Annotated in this window: 14 protein-coding genes and 3 tRNA genes; 12 read left to right on the plus strand and 5 right to left on the minus strand. The window is 34.3% G+C overall.

The window, feature by feature from the left end; translation table 11 throughout:
* Window positions 1-41: 41 nt before the first annotated feature.
* The gene (gene eno / locus QJV49_RS08780; RefSeq protein WP_225512296.1) at window positions 42-1,313 is read left to right on the plus strand and encodes a phosphopyruvate hydratase; all 1,272 of its coding nucleotides are present in this window, start codon (window positions 42-44) and stop codon (window positions 1,311-1,313) included.
* Window positions 1,314-1,481: 168 nt separating this feature from the next.
* On the opposite strand, the gene QJV49_RS08785 is transcribed toward eno, so the two are convergent.
* From QJV49_RS08785 to QJV49_RS08795, 4 genes are all read right to left on the minus strand, one after another.
* Window positions 1,482-2,996, minus strand: a complete 1,515-nt coding sequence (locus tag QJV49_RS08785; protein WP_225512297.1) for a helix-turn-helix domain-containing protein — start codon at window positions 2,994-2,996, stop codon at window positions 1,482-1,484.
* Between the two features lie 171 nt (window positions 2,997-3,167).
* A complete protein-coding gene (locus tag QJV49_RS08790; protein ID WP_225512298.1) occupies window positions 3,168-4,118 on the minus strand; it encodes a choloylglycine hydrolase family protein in 951 nt (316 codons plus the stop codon).
* A gap of 38 nt (window positions 4,119-4,156) precedes the next feature.
* Window positions 4,157-4,297 (minus strand): LPXTG cell wall anchor domain-containing protein, encoded by a 141-nt coding sequence (locus tag QJV49_RS13240; RefSeq protein WP_225512299.1) that lies wholly within the window; start codon window positions 4,295-4,297, stop codon window positions 4,157-4,159.
* Entirely contained in the window at window positions 4,294-6,111 is a 1,818-nt protein-coding gene (locus tag QJV49_RS08795) for a VWA domain-containing protein (RefSeq protein WP_225512300.1), read from the minus strand. The genes QJV49_RS13240 and QJV49_RS08795 overlap by 4 nt, the downstream gene beginning before the upstream one ends.
* A 659-nt stretch (window positions 6,112-6,770) precedes the next feature.
* On the opposite strand from QJV49_RS08795, the gene QJV49_RS08800 reads away from it, so the two are divergent.
* Window positions 6,771-8,210 (plus strand): MucBP domain-containing protein, encoded by a 1,440-nt coding sequence (locus tag QJV49_RS08800; protein WP_281449130.1) that lies wholly within the window; start codon window positions 6,771-6,773, stop codon window positions 8,208-8,210.
* 244 nt (window positions 8,211-8,454) lie between these two features.
* Here the strand turns inward: QJV49_RS08800 and QJV49_RS08805 are convergent.
* Window positions 8,455-8,542: transfer RNA gene (locus tag QJV49_RS08805), tRNA-Ser, on the minus strand.
* A gap of 175 nt (window positions 8,543-8,717) precedes the next feature.
* Between QJV49_RS08805 and QJV49_RS08810 the strand changes: the two genes are divergently transcribed.
* The 10 genes from QJV49_RS08810 to rpsD all read left to right on the plus strand — a co-directional run bounded on the left by QJV49_RS08810 (window position 8,718) and on the right by rpsD (window position 17,364).
* A complete protein-coding gene (locus QJV49_RS08810; RefSeq protein ID WP_225512302.1) occupies window positions 8,718-9,551 on the plus strand; it encodes an energy-coupling factor ABC transporter ATP-binding protein in 834 nt (277 codons plus the stop codon).
* Window positions 9,552-9,752: 201 nt separating this feature from the next.
* The gene (locus QJV49_RS08815) at window positions 9,753-10,619 is read left to right on the plus strand and encodes an energy-coupling factor ABC transporter ATP-binding protein (protein ID WP_225512303.1); all 867 of its coding nucleotides are present in this window, start codon (window positions 9,753-9,755) and stop codon (window positions 10,617-10,619) included.
* Window positions 10,619-11,419, plus strand: coding sequence for an energy-coupling factor transporter transmembrane protein EcfT (locus tag QJV49_RS08820; RefSeq protein WP_225512304.1), 801 nt, complete (start codon window positions 10,619-10,621; stop codon window positions 11,417-11,419). The genes QJV49_RS08815 and QJV49_RS08820 overlap by 1 nt, the downstream gene beginning before the upstream one ends.
* 23 nt (window positions 11,420-11,442) lie before the next feature.
* Complete coding sequence (locus QJV49_RS08825) at window positions 11,443-12,054, plus strand: thiol-disulfide isomerase (RefSeq protein ID WP_225512305.1); 612 nt, start codon at window positions 11,443-11,445, stop codon at window positions 12,052-12,054.
* Window positions 12,055-12,265: 211 nt separating this feature from the next.
* A complete protein-coding gene (gene dapD / locus QJV49_RS08830; RefSeq protein WP_225512306.1) occupies window positions 12,266-13,036 on the plus strand; it encodes a 2,3,4,5-tetrahydropyridine-2,6-dicarboxylate N-acetyltransferase in 771 nt (256 codons plus the stop codon).
* A gap of 136 nt (window positions 13,037-13,172) precedes the next feature.
* Window positions 13,173-14,327, plus strand: coding sequence for an N-acetyldiaminopimelate deacetylase (locus QJV49_RS08835; protein WP_225512307.1), 1,155 nt, complete (start codon window positions 13,173-13,175; stop codon window positions 14,325-14,327).
* A gap of 122 nt (window positions 14,328-14,449) precedes the next feature.
* Window positions 14,450-15,568 carry a polysaccharide deacetylase family protein gene (locus QJV49_RS08840; protein ID WP_225512308.1) on the plus strand — a complete coding sequence of 373 codons (1,119 nt, stop codon included), beginning with the start codon at window positions 14,450-14,452 and terminating at the stop codon, window positions 15,566-15,568.
* 142 nt (window positions 15,569-15,710) lie between these two features.
* A tRNA-Arg gene (locus QJV49_RS08845) sits at window positions 15,711-15,784 on the plus strand.
* A gap of 304 nt (window positions 15,785-16,088) precedes the next feature.
* Window positions 16,089-16,162 (plus strand) — tRNA-Pro (locus QJV49_RS08850).
* A 590-nt stretch (window positions 16,163-16,752) separates the two neighbouring features.
* Complete coding sequence (gene rpsD / locus QJV49_RS08855) at window positions 16,753-17,364, plus strand: 30S ribosomal protein S4 (protein WP_004255752.1); 612 nt, start codon at window positions 16,753-16,755, stop codon at window positions 17,362-17,364.
* Window positions 17,365-17,420: the final 56 nt, after the last annotated feature.

Genomic DNA, 17,420 nt, shown 5'->3' on the forward strand with positions numbered 1-17,420 from the left:
TGACTTACAACAGCATTAAGGGCAAAGAAAAGGAGATTATTATGACAACAGTCACAATCGAAAACATCCACGCAAGAGAAATTTTTGATTCTAGAGGAAATCCAACCGTTGAGGTAGATGTTAGATTAACAGATGGAACACTAGGACGTGCAGCAGTACCTTCAGGAGCATCAACTGGAGACCGTGAAGCAGTTGAATTGAGAGATGGCGGAACCCGCCTTCAAGGGAAAGGGGTTTCTAACGCTGTTGCGAATGTCAATGGCGAAATTTATAAAGCTTTAAAGGGACAATCACCATTTAATCAAGCAAAATTAGATCATCTGATGATTGAGCTTGATGGGACAAAAAATAAATCACGTTTAGGGGCCAATGCGATTTTAGGCGTTTCAATGGCTCTTTCTCGTGCAGCAGCGAATAGTGAAAAAATTCCACTCTATCGCTATCTTGGTGGTGTTGATTTGGAACTTCCGCAACCATTTTTCAATGTCATTAATGGTGGAGTACATGCCGATTCAGGAATTGATGTTCAAGAATTTTTGATTACACCAGTCAAACGGGACAGCTTCCGCGGTGGTTTAGAAAAAATCGCAAATATCTATCATACCCTGAAGAAAATTTTAGCTGACAAAGGGCTAGAAACAGCCGTAGGTGATGAAGGTGGCTTTGCTCCTAAACTTGGCTCTACAGAGAATGCAATTGCTACACTTTATCAAGCAATTGAAAGTGCAGGATATGTCCCTGGTGAAGAAATTGCGATTGCCATTGACCCAGCTTCAAGTGAATTTTATGATGATAAAGAAAAAGTTTATCGTTTTGAAGGGCAAAAATTGACTTCTAAAGAACTATTAACTTACTATGAAAATTTAGTTGAAAAATATCCAGCACTTATTTCTATTGAAGATGGATTTTCTGAACATGACTGGGAGGGATTTGCAGCTCAAACGAAAGTACAAGGTCAAAAAATTCAATTAGTAGGTGATGATATTTTTGTGACAAATCCTGAAATTTTCAAAGAAGGAATTAAAAAAGGTGTAGCAAATGCTATTTTAATTAAACTTAATCAAATCGGAACAGTAACAGAAGCGATTGAAGCCATTCGTTTAGCGAGAAAAGCAGGCTATAAGACAATGATTTCTCACCGTTCAGGTGAAACAGTTGATAGCTACATTGCCGATTTTGCTGTAGCCATGCATGCCGGCCAAATAAAAACAGGTTCAATGGCTCGAAGTGAACGTGTTGAAAAATATAATCAATTTTTACGAATTGAAGAAGAATTAGAAAATGAAATTACTCTTGCAAGATTTCCTGAATAAACTAATAAATAAAAAAGCAGTAATTATTTTACTGCTTTTTTATTTATCGATAAACATATGAAAAAACGGTTGTTATTTAACAAAGCTCTATTTAAGATGAATCTTTTGGTTTAATAAGTACTTTTTATATAACTCCTTCGCTAAATAAAGAATTTGGAATTTTAGGAATTACAACCTTTTTATGTTGGGAGAATCCTTAATTTCGTTTTTTTTCTTGGATAGTAAGATTTCTTTACAGGATTTAAAAATATTTTCGACATCTTTTTTATTGACTTCGGAATTTATATAGATTACTTTAGACCTTTTATATTTATCTTCAATCAAACCTGTAGAGAGTATTAAATCGGGCTTTCCTATAGCAAAGTTCCGCTCTAAAGTGTAATTATACTTATCATGTAAAAGATTCTCAATTCTTTCCTGAGTTATCATATCAATGTATAAGGCAACATCTGTCAATAAAAGTATCTTGATTTCGGGTTCAAAATCTTGTGGTGAAAATTCTAAAATGTAGGCTTGGGCATATCTCAAAGTTAATGATTTTAAAGTATTTTTAGATAAATTAGGCTCGATAGTTTGAATTTCTTTTTTAATGGAAGGAAGTAAATGTGGAGATTCAGTATTTGCGTGTTTAAATATACGCACAGCGGAAGAATTAAAGTAAATATCACCAAAAATATCAACAAATATTCTTCCGGAAATTAATACTGACCAAAAAAGGGAACTAGAAGGAGCATTTTTATCCCATTTAGGGTGCTTTAATTCAATATAGTTTACAAACTTAATTAAACTATTGTAACTTTGTTCTGAGAAGTTTTTTAAGAGGACAAGTGTACTAGCGGTATCTTGAAAGTAATTATAACTTTCAGGAAATGTATAAAAGGTCAGAAGAATGAAGGCTACCTCTTTATCTGGAATCTCAAAGAATTTTTTAATGGTATCTGATAATTTTGATAAATAGTTATTTTTAAGAATTAATTGTGTTGAATAATTAGGGAGGTGTTCTTCCAAAATCAAATGATTTGTCTTAACTCTAGAAAGGTAGACAGCTAAATAAAAAGATAGCTGTTTTCGTTTACCATAACTAATTTTTCTTCCATCCAATACAATGGAAGAAACGAGTGAATCTATCGTTTTTTCTTCAAGGAGTTTAAAAGGCCATCTAGTTCCGCGATAGACACGCCACAGTAGACTAATCAGACAATAACGAATAATTCTTTCTTCGCCTAGGATAGATATAAAGTTTTTTCTAATGACTATTTTTAAACCAGTACTTTTTAATAACAAATTTACTTTACTAATTTTTTTCTTAAGTGTACTCTCACCTATAAAATTTTCTCGACAAAAATTAGTGAAATTAACCGCCGGATTATTCAAGAATAATTCAGAAAGTTTTAATAGAGATTCAGGTTCTAATAGGTAACTTCTTAAATTATAGTAATCTATTTTGTTTCCAGAAAAATAATATTTCCATTTTTTTGAAACAATAATGTTTCCAGAGTGGTGGTATTTTTCACAAATTTTATTAATAAAATTTAGATGATTATAGATGGTTCTTCTATCTACATTAATGATTGTAGTTAAATTTTCAATATCCATACCCTCAGAATTGTTAAATAATGCTTTTAATATTAACAGTTGCTGATAGGTATCCTTGCTAAAAAGGTATTCCATATAGTTATTCATCATGTTCCTTTATTTTGTACCATCTCTTTTTTGATTAAAGTACTTATTTTGCTTCATTGTAACATATGAAAATATTGCTTACAACTGACTTATTTTAAAATTAAAAATAAAATTTCTTACTTTCAAGTGAGAAAATAAGAAATAAAATAACTTTATAAATGCAGCACATAACTAAAAATTAATGACATTTTTTTGTTCGGTGAGTTCTTTAGATAAAGAAAACTCCATGAAAGATAAACTATCATAAGTTTTAAAGTAGTACTTATTATTTGTCAAATCCATGATTGCAATGTACTGAGTGTAATCAGATAATCCTTGGGAATTTATTTTTATCCCCTTTGGAATATTGACAGAGTCTAGGATACGGTTAATATTCATAATTCCTTCATAAGTATTTATTGCAGGTTCAACATAACTTTTGATAAAGGCTGTTCGAATAAAACGAGAAGTAGAAGTAAAATCACCTGGTAGTCCGAAAGCACCAAATCCTGGCCCATCAAGCTTAGCAACATAATTTCCATAAATTTTGGATTCTGTTTCGCTAGGTTGAAGATGATTATAATGAGAAAGATTGTCTAAATGCCAGTTAAAATCAGGAGAGTTCGTCATTATTCCTACCTCATTATCGTATAAATGGTAGCCGGAATCAGTAACTTCTAATACGGAAGTTTTACCCGACTTGTCTGATATAATCCAATGTAGTGGGACATTAACTTGTAAAAACTTATTTTTCGAATGTACGAAATTAATGGTAGATAGTTTTTCTTTGAAGTCGTTCACAGAAGTAATATTTCCTAATGCCCAGGCTACAAGTTCGCTGGATTCAAAATTGATTTTGGAAGGTTCTGGTTTTTCAGAATACTTTGCTTTTGTTTCAAAATAAAGCGCTGCGATTCCAAAACCCAGTTCATTAAATCCATCAGACAAGATATAGTTCTCAACAAAGCGTGAAGAACCAATGAAACTATACTTTGTTTTAAATCCGCTTGGGTCGAACGCTAAATTAAAATGATAGTGGCGTGGAATAAAAGTAGGCCTAGCTTGAAGATTGATTGCAAAATCCATTGTTCTGGCTAAAAAATGACTTCCATTTTGAGAGGAATAAGTCAAAGATGTACACATTTTATTCTCCTTATATTATAGATTATTAAAATGAACAATTAATGTCCTTTAAAAAAATAGAGACTTCCTCCTAGAATGAAGAGTCCTGCACCTATCAAAATCGATTGGGCTGACTGATCACCTGTTTCTGGTAAATTCTCAGCGTGTGTGTCTTGAGTTTGACTGGAATTTTTAATCACTTTTTAGGAGCAACCGGAAGTGATTGAGAGGGCAAGGCAGAGGAGCTGGGGTTAGTAGGGTTAGTTTTTAGTCTGTTAGTGATAAGAAAATGATTTTCAAGTTTCGTTACTGTACTTTCAAATTCATCAGGAACATTGATTTCATTTACTTCGTAAATAAAATTATCCCCATTGTTATTATAAAGTGGTAGGTCACTCTGAGATTTATTTACAGGTAATGAGCTATAACTTTGCTTATAACCCTCTTTTTTACTAAGAATTATATTGTCACTTTTATCCCAAGAGTTAGAAGTAATGTTATGACGAATGACTACAAAGTCAATAGAACTGGGTGTTGAATCATTATTTATATTTTCCCAATGCTTTTCAACGGTTAAAGAAAATTTAGGGGCTTTGATAGAGGGGACAGGAAATTGTAAAAGTTCTTCCGTATTATCTGGATCCAGTGTAGTTACCCCATTACAGAGATACCAATTTTCACCCTTAAAATCAGTTGTTTCAGTGTTCAAGCGTATTTGATAAGTCAATGTTAAACGCTCATTTTCCCCTAATACGATATGAGAAACCGTGATGGTCTGGTTCTCTTCGGTTACTTGAACATTTTCGTTTAAATCGTTATCTGGAGACCATATTCCATCAGATTCTTTGCGCCATCCTTGAAGTTGATAATTAGAGGGGGTAAAATTCCCACTTCCTTGTAACAGAATTTTATCCCCCATAGGGTCTTTAATGCTCCCATTCGAGATAGTCTTATCAATTTTATCTGCGATACTTGACAATGCTTCACCTAAGCCACTCAAATTTTCATCAATTGTAAAATAATTTTTTGAAGTAGAAGCGATATTTCTTGCAATATATTCTCCTCTTAGAGAAGGGGAAACGCCAATAGAGTAACAATTAATCCCACTTTCTTTGATTTGAATAACGCTACCTAATGTTTCATCGTTGATTATTTTTTTATCCACTACAGTACCATTTGTATCACCAGCAATAAGTTTATCGCTGGTATGATATAGCTCAGAATCAGTTTGGAAATCTTTATTGTAGGTTTCAGTGTGATAATTATTGTAATCAATAATTTCACCATTATTTAAGTAGTTTGTTGCTCCGGGTACGGGAAGATAGCTACGATTAGCACTGCCATCACCTATGTGAATTAACATCGGTTCAGCATCAGGTCTCTGATTATTTTCTAAAAGTTTCTGCCCTTCTATTAGCCCTTTTTGAATGAAGGTACCAGAGTGACTCTCTGCAGTATTTTTTAAAAAATATTCTAATTCAGAAATATCATTTGTTAATTTTCCAGTAGAATAAACATTTCTATTATAGGCTACAATTCCTACCCGGATATTCCCATTTTGTAAAGAAGTTTTTAGTTCTGAACCAAATTTTTCTAGCCCTTTGAGTGTATTATTAAGTTTTTCTCCAGTCATAGACGATGAAAAATCAATGACGAATACAATGTCAATAGGGTGGTTAATTTGGTTTCCTTTAATATCAAGCGTGACATCAAATAGTCCTTGCTTAGCATTATTTTCTTTGACTGTTTTTTTGAGATAGGCTTTATCACTATAATTTACAAAGCCTTCTTGATCGAAAGGGACTCCGTTGACATTTCCATAAGCATAATTATGAGTATTACCACTACTTATCCCATTGCTAATGTAGGTACCCAAGTTATCATTTTGATAGTCGAACTTTATAGTATCTGAAAGAACAGGTTTATTTAGAGTAAAAAAGCTAATAATAAATAGTAAGCCAAGTATTATTTTTAATATTGCTATCAGGGAATTATTTTTATCTATAAACTTCATTTAATCCTCCCATTTTAGTTTATTTATCTTGATAGTCATATGATTAATGAGCTTAACAAAACTTTTGATTTGAAAAGGCTCTAAGACTCCTTTAGGATAACTTAAGTTCAAAAATAATTCAAGACTAATTTTCGTTGTGTTTTTTATTAAAAATAAAATATTGTTACTTGTTTATTTTTGTCAAACGAAGAAGTCTTTTATTTATAAAGCTTGCGAGGTTATTGTCTATATGTCATTTGAAATAAATCTCTTTAAAAGTACTGTCTTAGTACGAAAATTAGTCTTGCAATCGGTCGTTTTCTTACTATTTAAAAAAGATGCGAAAGAAGATTGTTGATTAAATTAGTTCTATAGGCAGAGTATCATATAAATTTTACGAATTGGGTAAAAAGTGAGCTACTAAATTGAACGCTCTTCAGCAATTAATAAAAGAGAGACAATAAATAAAAAGAGAAGAAAGAGATGTCAGCTTACAATTGCTTAAATACGGTATTAAAAAATTTTGTAAATGTTACCGAATAAAAATTGTCAAAGTAAATAGGATATTAGATTGGATGTGACAATGTAACAATATGGATACATGTATTGTAATTTTATTCCACTTGGATTATACTTAAGTAAGTTAGGGAGAAGCTACATATGAAAAATAAAAAAATTTATTGGGAAACTTACTAATGCTTTTCGTTGCTTTTACAACATTGCTTTCATTTTGCAGCAAAGGTCATGCAGCTGAAATTAGTAATGCAACTGTAAGTACTGAATATATTGATTACTCATCGCTTAATCCTACTGAACAACGTGGAATAATCAAGGGAAAACCTAATAGCTTGATTAAGCATGACAAAGAAATATTCTCTTTAGTTTATAAAAAGATTGAGAATAAGAGTACTATATTCCCTTCTTCATCCAATGTCCTTCCGATGAATAATAGTACTAGTCTAGTTTCTTCTAATAATGCGGGACTCCTTCCACAAACAGGAGAGCAATCAAGTTTATTACTTTATGTTTTAGGATTACTTATTATAGTGATAACTGGCTTTTCACTTTATAGATGGAAAAGAACTAAGCAGATTATTCTTATGATTATTACTGTAGGAAGCTTAGGGTTTTTAAAAAATGTATCTGCAGAGACTTTAGGAAGTTTTCCAAATAATGTAACTACTGAATATCTACTTGGTAGTGAGTATTCAGGAAATGTCCCTTCAATATCAGGTTACGAATATATTGGCTACCTTCACAATTATTCCGATCATTCAAAACCAAATGGAAACGGAACGGTCATGGTTCAATTCGTGGACGAAGCAGATAAAGAAGTCGCGCCATCTAAAACTTTGACAGGAATTATTGGTTCAACATATACAACATCTTCTGAATCAATTACTGGTTATAATTTATTGACTACTCCAAATAATGCAAATGGCAAATTTACACTTACTCCTCAAACGGTTAAGTACATCTATAAAAAAGTTAATAAAAACGGAACAGTTACGGTTCAATTCGTGGACGAAGCAGATAAAGAAGTCGCGCCATCTAAAACTTTAACAGGAATTATTGGTTCAACATATACAACATCTCCTGAATCAATTGCTGGTTATGCTTTATCGACTACTCCAAGTAATGCGAATGGCAAATTTACACTTATTCCTCAAAAGGTGAAGTATATTTATAAAAAAGTCGTTCAAAATGCAACGATTACCGTTAAATTTGTGGACAAGTCAGGTAATCCTTTTGTTATTCCTGATTTTACAACTTTGAAAAATGGAGAATTTGTTTCACAATACCCTAATTTACAACACTACTCTACCCTACTTGATTTCAATGGACAAACCTACAACCAAAAACAAACAGTTAGTGATCTATCTCTTCCAGCAAAAATAGGAGAAAAATATTCATTGCCTAAACAAGTTATATTTCATATCAAGGATGATAAGGGAAATGACGTAGACTATCTTATGTCACCAGATCCTGATGGCTCACTTTCTGGTATTGAGTACTGGTATTCACATGACACTCCCAATAATATTAGTGGTATTGTTGATAAACAAGAAGTAGTAGTAACTTATATTATTGAGGGGGAGGGAGTAATAACTCCACCATAATAAGAGGACATATTGAGTTCTTACTTTAATAAGATGAAGAAAAGGCCTAATTTAATAGGCTTTTTCATTTATTCTTAAATTAAGTAGAGAAGTAATTGAGATAAGAAAATGATAAAAACACACCCAAAACTTTCGCATAAAATAAAAGTGATACAAGATAATGTAACTTTTATAAAAATGATTCAAAAAATAGAAAAGCTTTCTGTTAATCTTAAGACAGAAAGCTTTTTTAATATTATTTTTAAGGAGAAGAGGGGATTCGAACCCCCGATACGCTTGTGACGTATACACACTTTCCAGGCGTGCTCCTTCGGCCACTCGGACACTTCTCCATAATTATATTCAAGAGGTGAATGCTCTTTATTTATACGAGTTCAATTATAACAAAAACTTTACTTATTTAGCAATGGTAATGAATGTTTTGTTTTGGCAAGAAAAAATGTCATTTTTAGTAGAAATATAAAACTAAATGCTTAAAAGTGTCTAAAATTTGGTATAATAAGGGCTATGAATAAAATTCTCGAAGTAGAAAATTTAGTTTTTAAATATGAAAAAGAAAGCGATGTAAATCAGCTTAATGGGGTTTCCTTTTCAATTACAAAAGGAGAATGGGTTTCTATTATTGGCCAAAATGGATCTGGTAAATCGACAACAGCTCGGCTGATTGACGGTCTTTTTGAAGAATTTGAAGGAAAAGTCAAAATTGATGGAGAACTTTTGACTGCTGAAAATGTCTGGAATCTTCGTCGAAAAATTGGGATGGTTTTTCAAAATCCGGATAACCAATTTGTTGGGGCAACGGTTGAAGATGATGTCGCTTTTGGTATGGAAAATCAAGGAATTCCACGGGAAGAGATGATTAAACGTGTTGATGAGGCTTTGGCCGCGGTCAATATGCTTGATTTCAAAACTCGCGAACCCGCGAGACTTTCTGGTGGACAGAAGCAAAGGGTAGCTGTGGCTGGAATTATTGCTTTACGACCTGAAATCATTATTCTTGATGAATCAACCTCAATGCTTGATCCAACCGGGCGTCAAGAGATTATGCGCGTGATTCATGAAATTAAAGAGAAATATCAACTGACCGTTTTATCTATTACTCATGATCTTGATGAAGCAGCAAGTTCTGACCGAATTTTAGTGATGAGAGCAGGAGAAATAATTAAGGAAGCGGCACCGTCTGAACTCTTTGCAACGAGTGAGGACATGGTTGAAATTGGACTAGATGTTCCCTTCGCTTCAAATTTAATGAAAGACCTGCGAAAAAATGGCTTTGATTTACCAGAAAAGTATCTGTCAGAAGACGAATTGGTAGAGCTTTTAGCTGATAAGTTGCGCTAAATTTACTGACAGAATTTCTGTCAGTTTCACGCGATTAACGTGAGCTTGGAATCGGCGTATAAATCAAGTTTCAGCATGCTGAAATTTCTGTCATTTCAAGGAGACTAATGAGAGTCCTTGAATCGGTGGCTTCATGAAATTCTAGTATGCTAGAATTTCTGTCATTAAAATGGATATTATTGGATTTGAGAAAAAAGAAAAATGATTAAATTTGAAAAAGTAAATTATACTTATCAGCCCAACAGTCCCTTTGCCAGTCGTGCCCTTTTTGACATTGATTTAGAAGTCAAAAAAGGAAGTTACACGGCCTTGATTGGTCATACTGGTTCTGGTAAATCGACGCTTTTGCAACATCTGAATGGTTTGTTGCAACCTACGCAAGGAACAGTTAGAGTAGGTGATATTGTTGTCAGTTCAACAAGTAAACAAAAAGAAATTAAACCTGTCCGCAAAAAAGTGGGCGTAGTCTTTCAATTTCCTGAAAGCCAACTTTTTGAAGAAACGGTTTTAAAAGATGTCGCTTTTGGACCACAAAACTTTGGAATTTCAAAAGAAGAAGCTGAGAAAATTGCTGCTGAAAAACTGGAAATGGTTGGCCTTTCAAAAGAATTTTGGGAAAAATCTCCTTTTGAACTTTCAGGAGGGCAAATGCGTCGTGTGGCCATTGCTGGGATTCTCGCGATGGAACCAGAAGTTTTGGTGCTTGATGAACCAACAGCAGGCCTTGATCCAAAAGCTAGAATTGAGATGATGCAACTTTTTGAGAGTATTCATCAGACGGGTCAAACCGTTGTTTTAGTCACTCATTTAATGGATGATGTGGCTGATTATGCTGACTATGTTTATCTTCTTGAAAAAGGACATATTATCAGCTGTGGTACTCCGTCAGATGTTTTTCAAGAAGTTGATTTTTTGAAAGCACATGAATTGGGAGTGCCAAAAGCGACTCATTTTGCTGACCAACTTCAAAAAACAGGGGGCTATACTTTTGAAAAATTGCCAATCACGCGAGCTGAACTTGTTAATTTACTGACAAGTCTGTCAGTAAAATCAGGAGGTGAAAACTGATGCAAAATATGCTGATGGGACGTTATATTCCAGGTGATAGTATCATTCACCGCATGGACCCGCGTTCAAAACTTTTGGTGATGATTGCTTTTGTTGTCATTATCTTTTTGGCTCATGATTGGTTAGGCTACTTACTTTTAGTGCTCTACACTTTAGCAGGTGTCTTATTATCAAAAGTCTCAGTTTCTTATTTTTTAAAAGGCCTACGGCCAATGATTGGTTTGATTCTATTCACAGTTATTTTCCAAATGCTTTTTACTAATGGTCAACATGTCATTTTTAGTTTATGGTTTATCAAAATTTCAACAGAATCTTTAATTAATGCTGTCTATATTTTCTTTCGTTTTGTCTTGATAATTTTTATGTCAACAATTTTGACGCTGACCACGCCACCCTTGACCTTGGCTGATGGAATTGAAAAAGGCTTAGGACCTTTGAAAAAAATCAAAGTCCCTGTTCATGAATTAGGTTTGATGTTATCTATTTCTTTACGCTTTATTCCGACATTAATGGATGACACAACAATGATTATGAATGCTCAAAAAGCCAGAGGGATGGATTTTGGCGAAGGAAATTTACTGAAAAAAATCAAATCAGTCATTCCGATTTTAATTCCATTATTTGTCAGTTCTTTCCGTCGTGCGGATGACTTGGCAGTCGCAATGGAAAGCAGAGGCTATCAAGGGGGAGATGGACGTACAAAGTATCGTCAACTCAAATGGAAAATGCGAGATAGTCTGCTCGTTGTTTCTATTATCATAATGACATTTTTACTTATTTTATGGTCAAAAGTTTCCTAAATAAAAGCTCAAGAGGAGAAAAAATGATTACTTTAAACGTAAATAGCTTGGAAAATGCAGAAATTTTTTGGAAAGAATTAGGTTTGGAAGATGAAGTAGCACTTAATGAAACCTATGACCCAAATCCTGAAACTTTAGCAATTTCAGTAGAAACAATTGATGAAATTCATGATAAAATCATTGAACTTGGACTTCCTGTAAGTACGATTACGCCAGCTGTTGATGGAAGATTCATGTTTTCTTTTATTGCTCCTGAGGACAATACCTTTATTGTTATTGGTGAATGGGTCGAAAGACCTTACACTGGAGAAATGCGCACTGAATTTTTTGAAAATGTAAAAGGACTAATTCCACTTGCGCCAGAACGTCTGTCAGAGCTGACAGAAGGCCAATTTGTACTTTTTGGACGTGTCACTTGTCCTTGGACCAGAAGATTTGTTAAGGCTCTTCCTGACTATGCTGACAAAATGATTTATTACGTTGACACAGAAAATACAGACCTCAATCAAGAATTACAAGCGATTCGTAAAGCTCACGAAGTAGAAACCGTTCCAACATTTATGAAGAGAAGTGCTGACGGAACTTTTATCAAATTTGATAAAAAGAAAGAAAGTCTTTCTGAGTTTATAAAATAAATGCTGACAGTTCTGTCAGTAAAAAAAACAGTTTCGGCTGTTTTTTCTTTAAGCAGAATTGAAAATTTTCCAAATATTTGATAATTTGCTATAATATAGAACAATAATATTGTAGGTAAAATGATTCTGTCAGTAAATTTTTTACTGACAGAATCATAAAAAGACCTATAAAGTGTCATCAATAAATTAATGACCCTAGAATGGAGTAAAAATGGAAGCACAAAAACGAACAGCACAAGAAATAATTCAATTCATCGGGAACGCTGAGAAAAAAACACGTGTCAAGGTAACCTTATCAGGAATGCCTAGTTTTAAAGCAGCTGGTTTTCTTGCTGAAAATGGGCGTCCAAACTTTAAGGCACTAGCCAATAAAGGAATCCAAGTTCTGGGAGATTTTCACACACATTACAGCTTAAAAATTATCATTGGAGATTGGCAAGCAGTACGTCCATTACTTTCTGGCTTAACTGAAAATAAAGATTACACTCTAGAGCTTGAAGGCCGAAATTCAGCCGTTCCTCTCCTTGATACCAGAGAAATCAATGCTCGAATTGAACCAGGAGCAATTATTCGTGACCAAGTAACCATTGGTGATAATGCAGTCATCATGATGGGGGCTATCATCAATATCGGAGCTGAAATTGGTGAAGGCACAATGATTGATATGGGGGCAATTTTGGGTGGTCGTGCGACGGTTGGTAAGAACTCTCATATTGGTGCTGGTGCTGTTTTGGCTGGTGTTATTGAGCCTGCAAGTGCTGAACCAGTTCGTGTTGGGGATAATGTCCTTGTGGGAGCCAATGCTGTTGTAATCGAAGGAGTACAAGTCGGTTCAGGTTCTGTTGTTGCAGCAGGGGCAATTGTTACCCAAGATGTTCCAGAAAACGTTGTTGTTGCTGGTGTTCCAGCTCGAATTATCAAAGAAATAGATGAAAAAACACAACAAAAAACGGCTTTAGAAGATGCCCTTAGAAATTTGTAAAATTAAAGAAATAGCTTATTTCTGAACTTTTGTTAATCTTAGCAAAAGTTTTTTTGCTAAAAAGGGCAATATACATCCGAAAAAGAGTAAAATAAATATAAAACTTTTGAAATTTAGCTTAGTAATGAGGAAAAATATGATAAATTTAATCGAAATCAGACGGCAGCTTCACCAAATTCCTGAAATTGGTCTTGAAGAATACGAAACTCAAAAGTATTTACTAGCCATTATTCAAGAACTGATTCAAAATAAACCATTTATTCAAGTGAGAACATGGCGAACTGGAATTCTAGTTTATCTAGCAGGACGTCAGGGCGAAAAGACAATTGGTTGGCGAGCAGATATTGATGGTTTACCTATTGAAGAGTTAACTGATTTACCTTATGCTAGTAAAAATGGACGAATGCATGCTTGTGGACACGATATTCACATGACTGTTGCTCTTGGTTTATTGGAAAAAATGAGTGAAAGTCAACCAAGAGATAATCTCCTCTTTCTCTTTCAACCTGCTGAAGAAAATGAAGCGGGTGGAAAATTAATGTATGATGACGGAGCATTTGAAAATTGGCTTCCTAATGAATTTTACGGATTACATGTCAGACCAGATTTAAAAGTAGGTAATATCGCTACGAATCAGCATACGCTTTTTGCAGGGACTTGTGAAGTTGAATTATCCTTTATTGGAACAGGAGGACATGCTGCTTTTCCCCACACAGCAAATGATGCTTTGGTAGCAGCTGCTTATTTTATCACTCAGGTTCAGACGATTGTAAGCCGTAATGTGGATCCGTTAGCTTCAGCAGTGGTTACATTTGGAAAAATGGAGTCTGGGACAACGAATAATATTATCGCTGAACGTGCTTTTTTACATGGAACTATCCGGAGTCTGACCCAAGAAGTCAATGAATTGACTCAAAAACGTTTAAGAGAACTTGCAAATGGAATCGCGCAATCTTTTAACATGGAAATTGATCTTAAACTTAAACAAGGCGGCTATCTTCCAGTTGAAAATCATCCTGAACTTGCTAAAGAACTGATGGAATTTTTCAAAAAAGAAACTAAGGCTAATCTTATTGACATCGCTCCAGCCATGACTGGTGAAGATTTTGGTTACCTTTTGAGCAAAATTCCTGGAGTCATGTTCTGGTTAGGAATTGATAGTGATGCTCCCCTTCATTCACAAAAAATGAATCCAGACGAGAATGTCCTTGATTTCGCTGTTGATACAATTAGCCAATTTTTACAATTTAAAGTTAATCGGATATCAGAAGATGAAGAAATAATAAATTGATGGCTTTAATCTCAAGAAGGGATATGTTAAGATAGGAAGATAGAGTTTTTTTAAATCATTCAGTAGTTAAATTGTTATAATTGAACTTTTTTGAAATAATAAAAGTTGTTTAGGGAAGAAAAATGAAACAAAAAAGATTAAAATCAAAAGGGGCAAAGAAAGCTTTTTGGAAGCTTACCTTACTTATAGGTGCATTATTAATAGTGGTAGCGGGAGTAGGGACCTATTATTATGATCAAGGAGTTCAAAAGCAAAAAATTGCCTATGAAAAACAAGTAGATGAGGCAAGAAATGCAAAAGACAAAGCCTATAATTCAAGAAAAGCAAACGATATTGATCAGGCTCATAAGTTAATTGATAAGCTTCATGTTAAAGATAAAACTTCTTTAGATAAATCAATGAGTCAATTGACAAACTATTTGTCAGAGATTGATAAAGTGAACCAGATTGTTGCAAAAGCCCATGAAAATATAAGTGAAGAAGGAATAAAAAGCTCTGAAGAGGCTTTAGAATTATTAAAGGCTCCCTATGAGAAATCAGACAAAGAAGCATTGGCAAAACAAGTAAATGCTGATAAACAAATACTTATTGAGCGTCAAAAAGAAGCGGAACGTATTGCGAACGTTCAAAATCAATATGCAAATAAAAAATTGATTGCCTTGACCTTTGATGATGGACCAAACCCTAATACGACCCCTCAATTATTAAAAATTTTAACAGACGCACAAGTTCCAGCAACCTTTTTTGCTCTAGGAAAACAAGCTCAAGCCTGCCCCCAAATTATTAAAGAAGAAGCTGATAGAGGAAATGAAGTCGCTTCGCATACATGGGACCATAAAGACTTGGTGACACTCTCACCAGATCAACAAAAGCAAGAAATTGAGAGTGCAAATCAGTTAATTAATAAAATTACAGGTAAAAATGTAACACTCTTCCGTCCACCTTATGGAAGTTATAATAAGTCTGTTTTAAGTCAAACAAATTTGAGTGCAGTCAATTGGACTGTTGACACTAATGACTGGCGTTATCGTACAAGCGCTCCAGTTGTTCAAAATGTTTCGACTTACGCTCATGATGGAGCAATCATTTTAATGCATGATATTCATCAATGGTCAGTAGATGCGGTACCACAGATTATTCAAAATTTGAAAGCACAAGGTTATACCTTTGTAACGGTCAGCACTTTGCTAACAGTACAAGATGGGGGAGCTAAGGCTCAACAAGTTTATTTTGGTAGATAATAAAATAAGAAGAGGAGAAGTAATTCTACTCTTTTTTATTCGCTTTTGACGAAGGATTATTCTAAAAATTTCAAATCCAATGAGTTTATTCTTGACAACCTATGGGAAACTTGATATACTAATATAGTCGTTTGAGAGAAACGCAGGCGTGGCTCAACTGGATAGAGTACCTGACTACGAATCAGGCGGTTGTAGGTTCGAATCCTACCGCTTGCATAAACAGAATATGGCGAAAGTCATTTTTTTGTTTGATACTGATATTTTAGATGCAATGAGAGAGGTATCGGTAAGGATTTAAAAATTCTAAAATAATATTTGGAACTTCGCGACAAGCGCGAAGAACCAAATTGCTAAACGCTAAAGCGTCAAGCACATCATGTCCGGGAAGTAGCTCAGCTTGGTAGAGCTCAAAGCATGCTTTGAGGTTGTGGATAGGAATTTGCGAAGCAAATTTACTTTACAAGTACTCTTAAAAGTGGAGATACTGAACAAAGAAGTTTCAAAAATTTAATATTAGCTACGGGAAGTAGCTCAGCTTGGTAGAGTACTTGGTTTGGGACCAAGGTGTCGCAGGTTCGAATCCTGTCTTCCCGATTACCGACTAACCCTAACTCATCTTTCGTGGATGAGTTTTTTTGATGTCAAAATTGGATAATCTTCCATAATCCTTGAAAGTGTTATCAAGATATGATAAAATTCAAGTGATAATGTGAGTTTAGAAAATTACTAAAAGCGAGCATTAAATGAAAGGAGCCATCATGGCATATAAATCACATAAATTTGGTAAACGTAACGGTAAAAAACATTTTAACGCAGTAGGCGTAAGAACTGCCCCAAAACCAGAAGCTAAAAAAGAAGAAAAATAATTTTTGTTTAGGAATTTTAGATTAATTAAAATTGAATCCTAATCTCTTAATTTTCTAACTCATCTCTTGCAGATGAGTTTTTTTATTTAAATCACTTGTTCTAATGTGAAAGATATTGACAAAATAAGGATTTTTGGTATAATAGAAAAGTTGAATATAGCAGTCAGCTAGAAAGCTCGTCAACATTTTGCTGTTATGTCAGGGAGCCTAAGCTATTATACTCCTTGTGTCAAGTAACTGAAGCTATAAGCGAAGGTAAAATGAACGAATTCGAGGCTGTCAATATTCTTCAAATAAAATATTTGGAGGACATAAATTATGTCACGTTACACTGGTCCATCATGGAAACAATCACGCCGTTACGGTATCTCACTTTCTGGTTCTGGTAAAGAAATCGCTCGTCGTAACTACGTACCTGGACAACACGGTCCAAACAACCGTTCAAAACTTTCTGAATACGGTCTTCAATTGGCTGAAAAACAAAAACTTCGTTTTTCATACGGTCTTTCTGAACGTCAATTCCGTAACTTGTACATTGCTGCAACTAAAGTTAAAGAAGGAACTGTTGGTTTCAACTTCATGACTTTGCTTGAACAACGCCTTGATAACGTTGTTTTCCGTCTTGGTCTTGCGACTACTCGTCGTCAAGCACGTCAATTCGTAAACCACGGACACATCCTTGTTGACGGAAAACGCGTTGATATCCCATCATTCCGCGTACAACCTGGTCAAGTGATCTCAGTTCGCGAAAAATCTATGAAAGTTCCTGCAATCCTTGAAGCTGTTGAAGCTACTAAAGGTCGCGCTAACTTCGTATCATTTGATGCTGATAAACTTGAAGGAACTCTTGTTCGTCTTCCTGAACGTGATGAAATCAACCCAGAAATCAATGAAGCATTGATCGTTGAATTCTACAACAAAATGATGTAATTTCTTATTTGCATTTTGAAATCGCTCCTGTTTGGGAGCGATTTTTTAGTAACTTT

The organism is Lactococcus sp. NH2-7C, assembly GCF_029953655.1.
Lineage (GTDB): Bacteria > Bacillota > Bacilli > Lactobacillales > Streptococcaceae > Lactococcus > Lactococcus lactis.

Bases quoted from the DNA above. Each gene is read 5' to 3' on its own strand.
- QJV49_RS08795 (WP_225512300.1), bottom strand. From the start codon at position 6,111: ATGAAGTTTATAGATAAAAATAATTCCCTGATAGCAATATTAAAAATA.
- rpsD (WP_004255752.1), top strand. From the start codon at position 16,753: ATGTCACGTTACACTGGTCCATCATGGAAACAATCACGCCGTTACGGT.
- QJV49_RS08825 (WP_225512305.1), top strand. From the start codon at position 11,443: ATGATTACTTTAAACGTAAATAGCTTGGAAAATGCAGAAATTTTTTGG.
- QJV49_RS08815 (WP_225512303.1), top strand. From the start codon at position 9,753: ATGATTAAATTTGAAAAAGTAAATTATACTTATCAGCCCAACAGTCCC.
- eno (WP_225512296.1), top strand. From the start codon at position 42: ATGACAACAGTCACAATCGAAAACATCCACGCAAGAGAAATTTTTGAT.
- QJV49_RS08840 (WP_225512308.1), top strand. From the start codon at position 14,450: ATGAAACAAAAAAGATTAAAATCAAAAGGGGCAAAGAAAGCTTTTTGG.
- QJV49_RS08820 (WP_225512304.1), top strand. From the start codon at position 10,619: ATGCAAAATATGCTGATGGGACGTTATATTCCAGGTGATAGTATCATT.
- QJV49_RS08810 (WP_225512302.1), top strand. From the start codon at position 8,718: ATGAATAAAATTCTCGAAGTAGAAAATTTAGTTTTTAAATATGAAAAA.
- QJV49_RS08785 (WP_225512297.1), bottom strand. From the start codon at position 2,996: ATGAATAACTATATGGAATACCTTTTTAGCAAGGATACCTATCAGCAA.
- QJV49_RS08790 (WP_225512298.1), bottom strand. From the start codon at position 4,118: ATGTGTACATCTTTGACTTATTCCTCTCAAAATGGAAGTCATTTTTTA.
- dapD (WP_225512306.1), top strand. From the start codon at position 12,266: ATGGAAGCACAAAAACGAACAGCACAAGAAATAATTCAATTCATCGGG.
- QJV49_RS08835 (WP_225512307.1), top strand. From the start codon at position 13,173: ATGATAAATTTAATCGAAATCAGACGGCAGCTTCACCAAATTCCTGAA.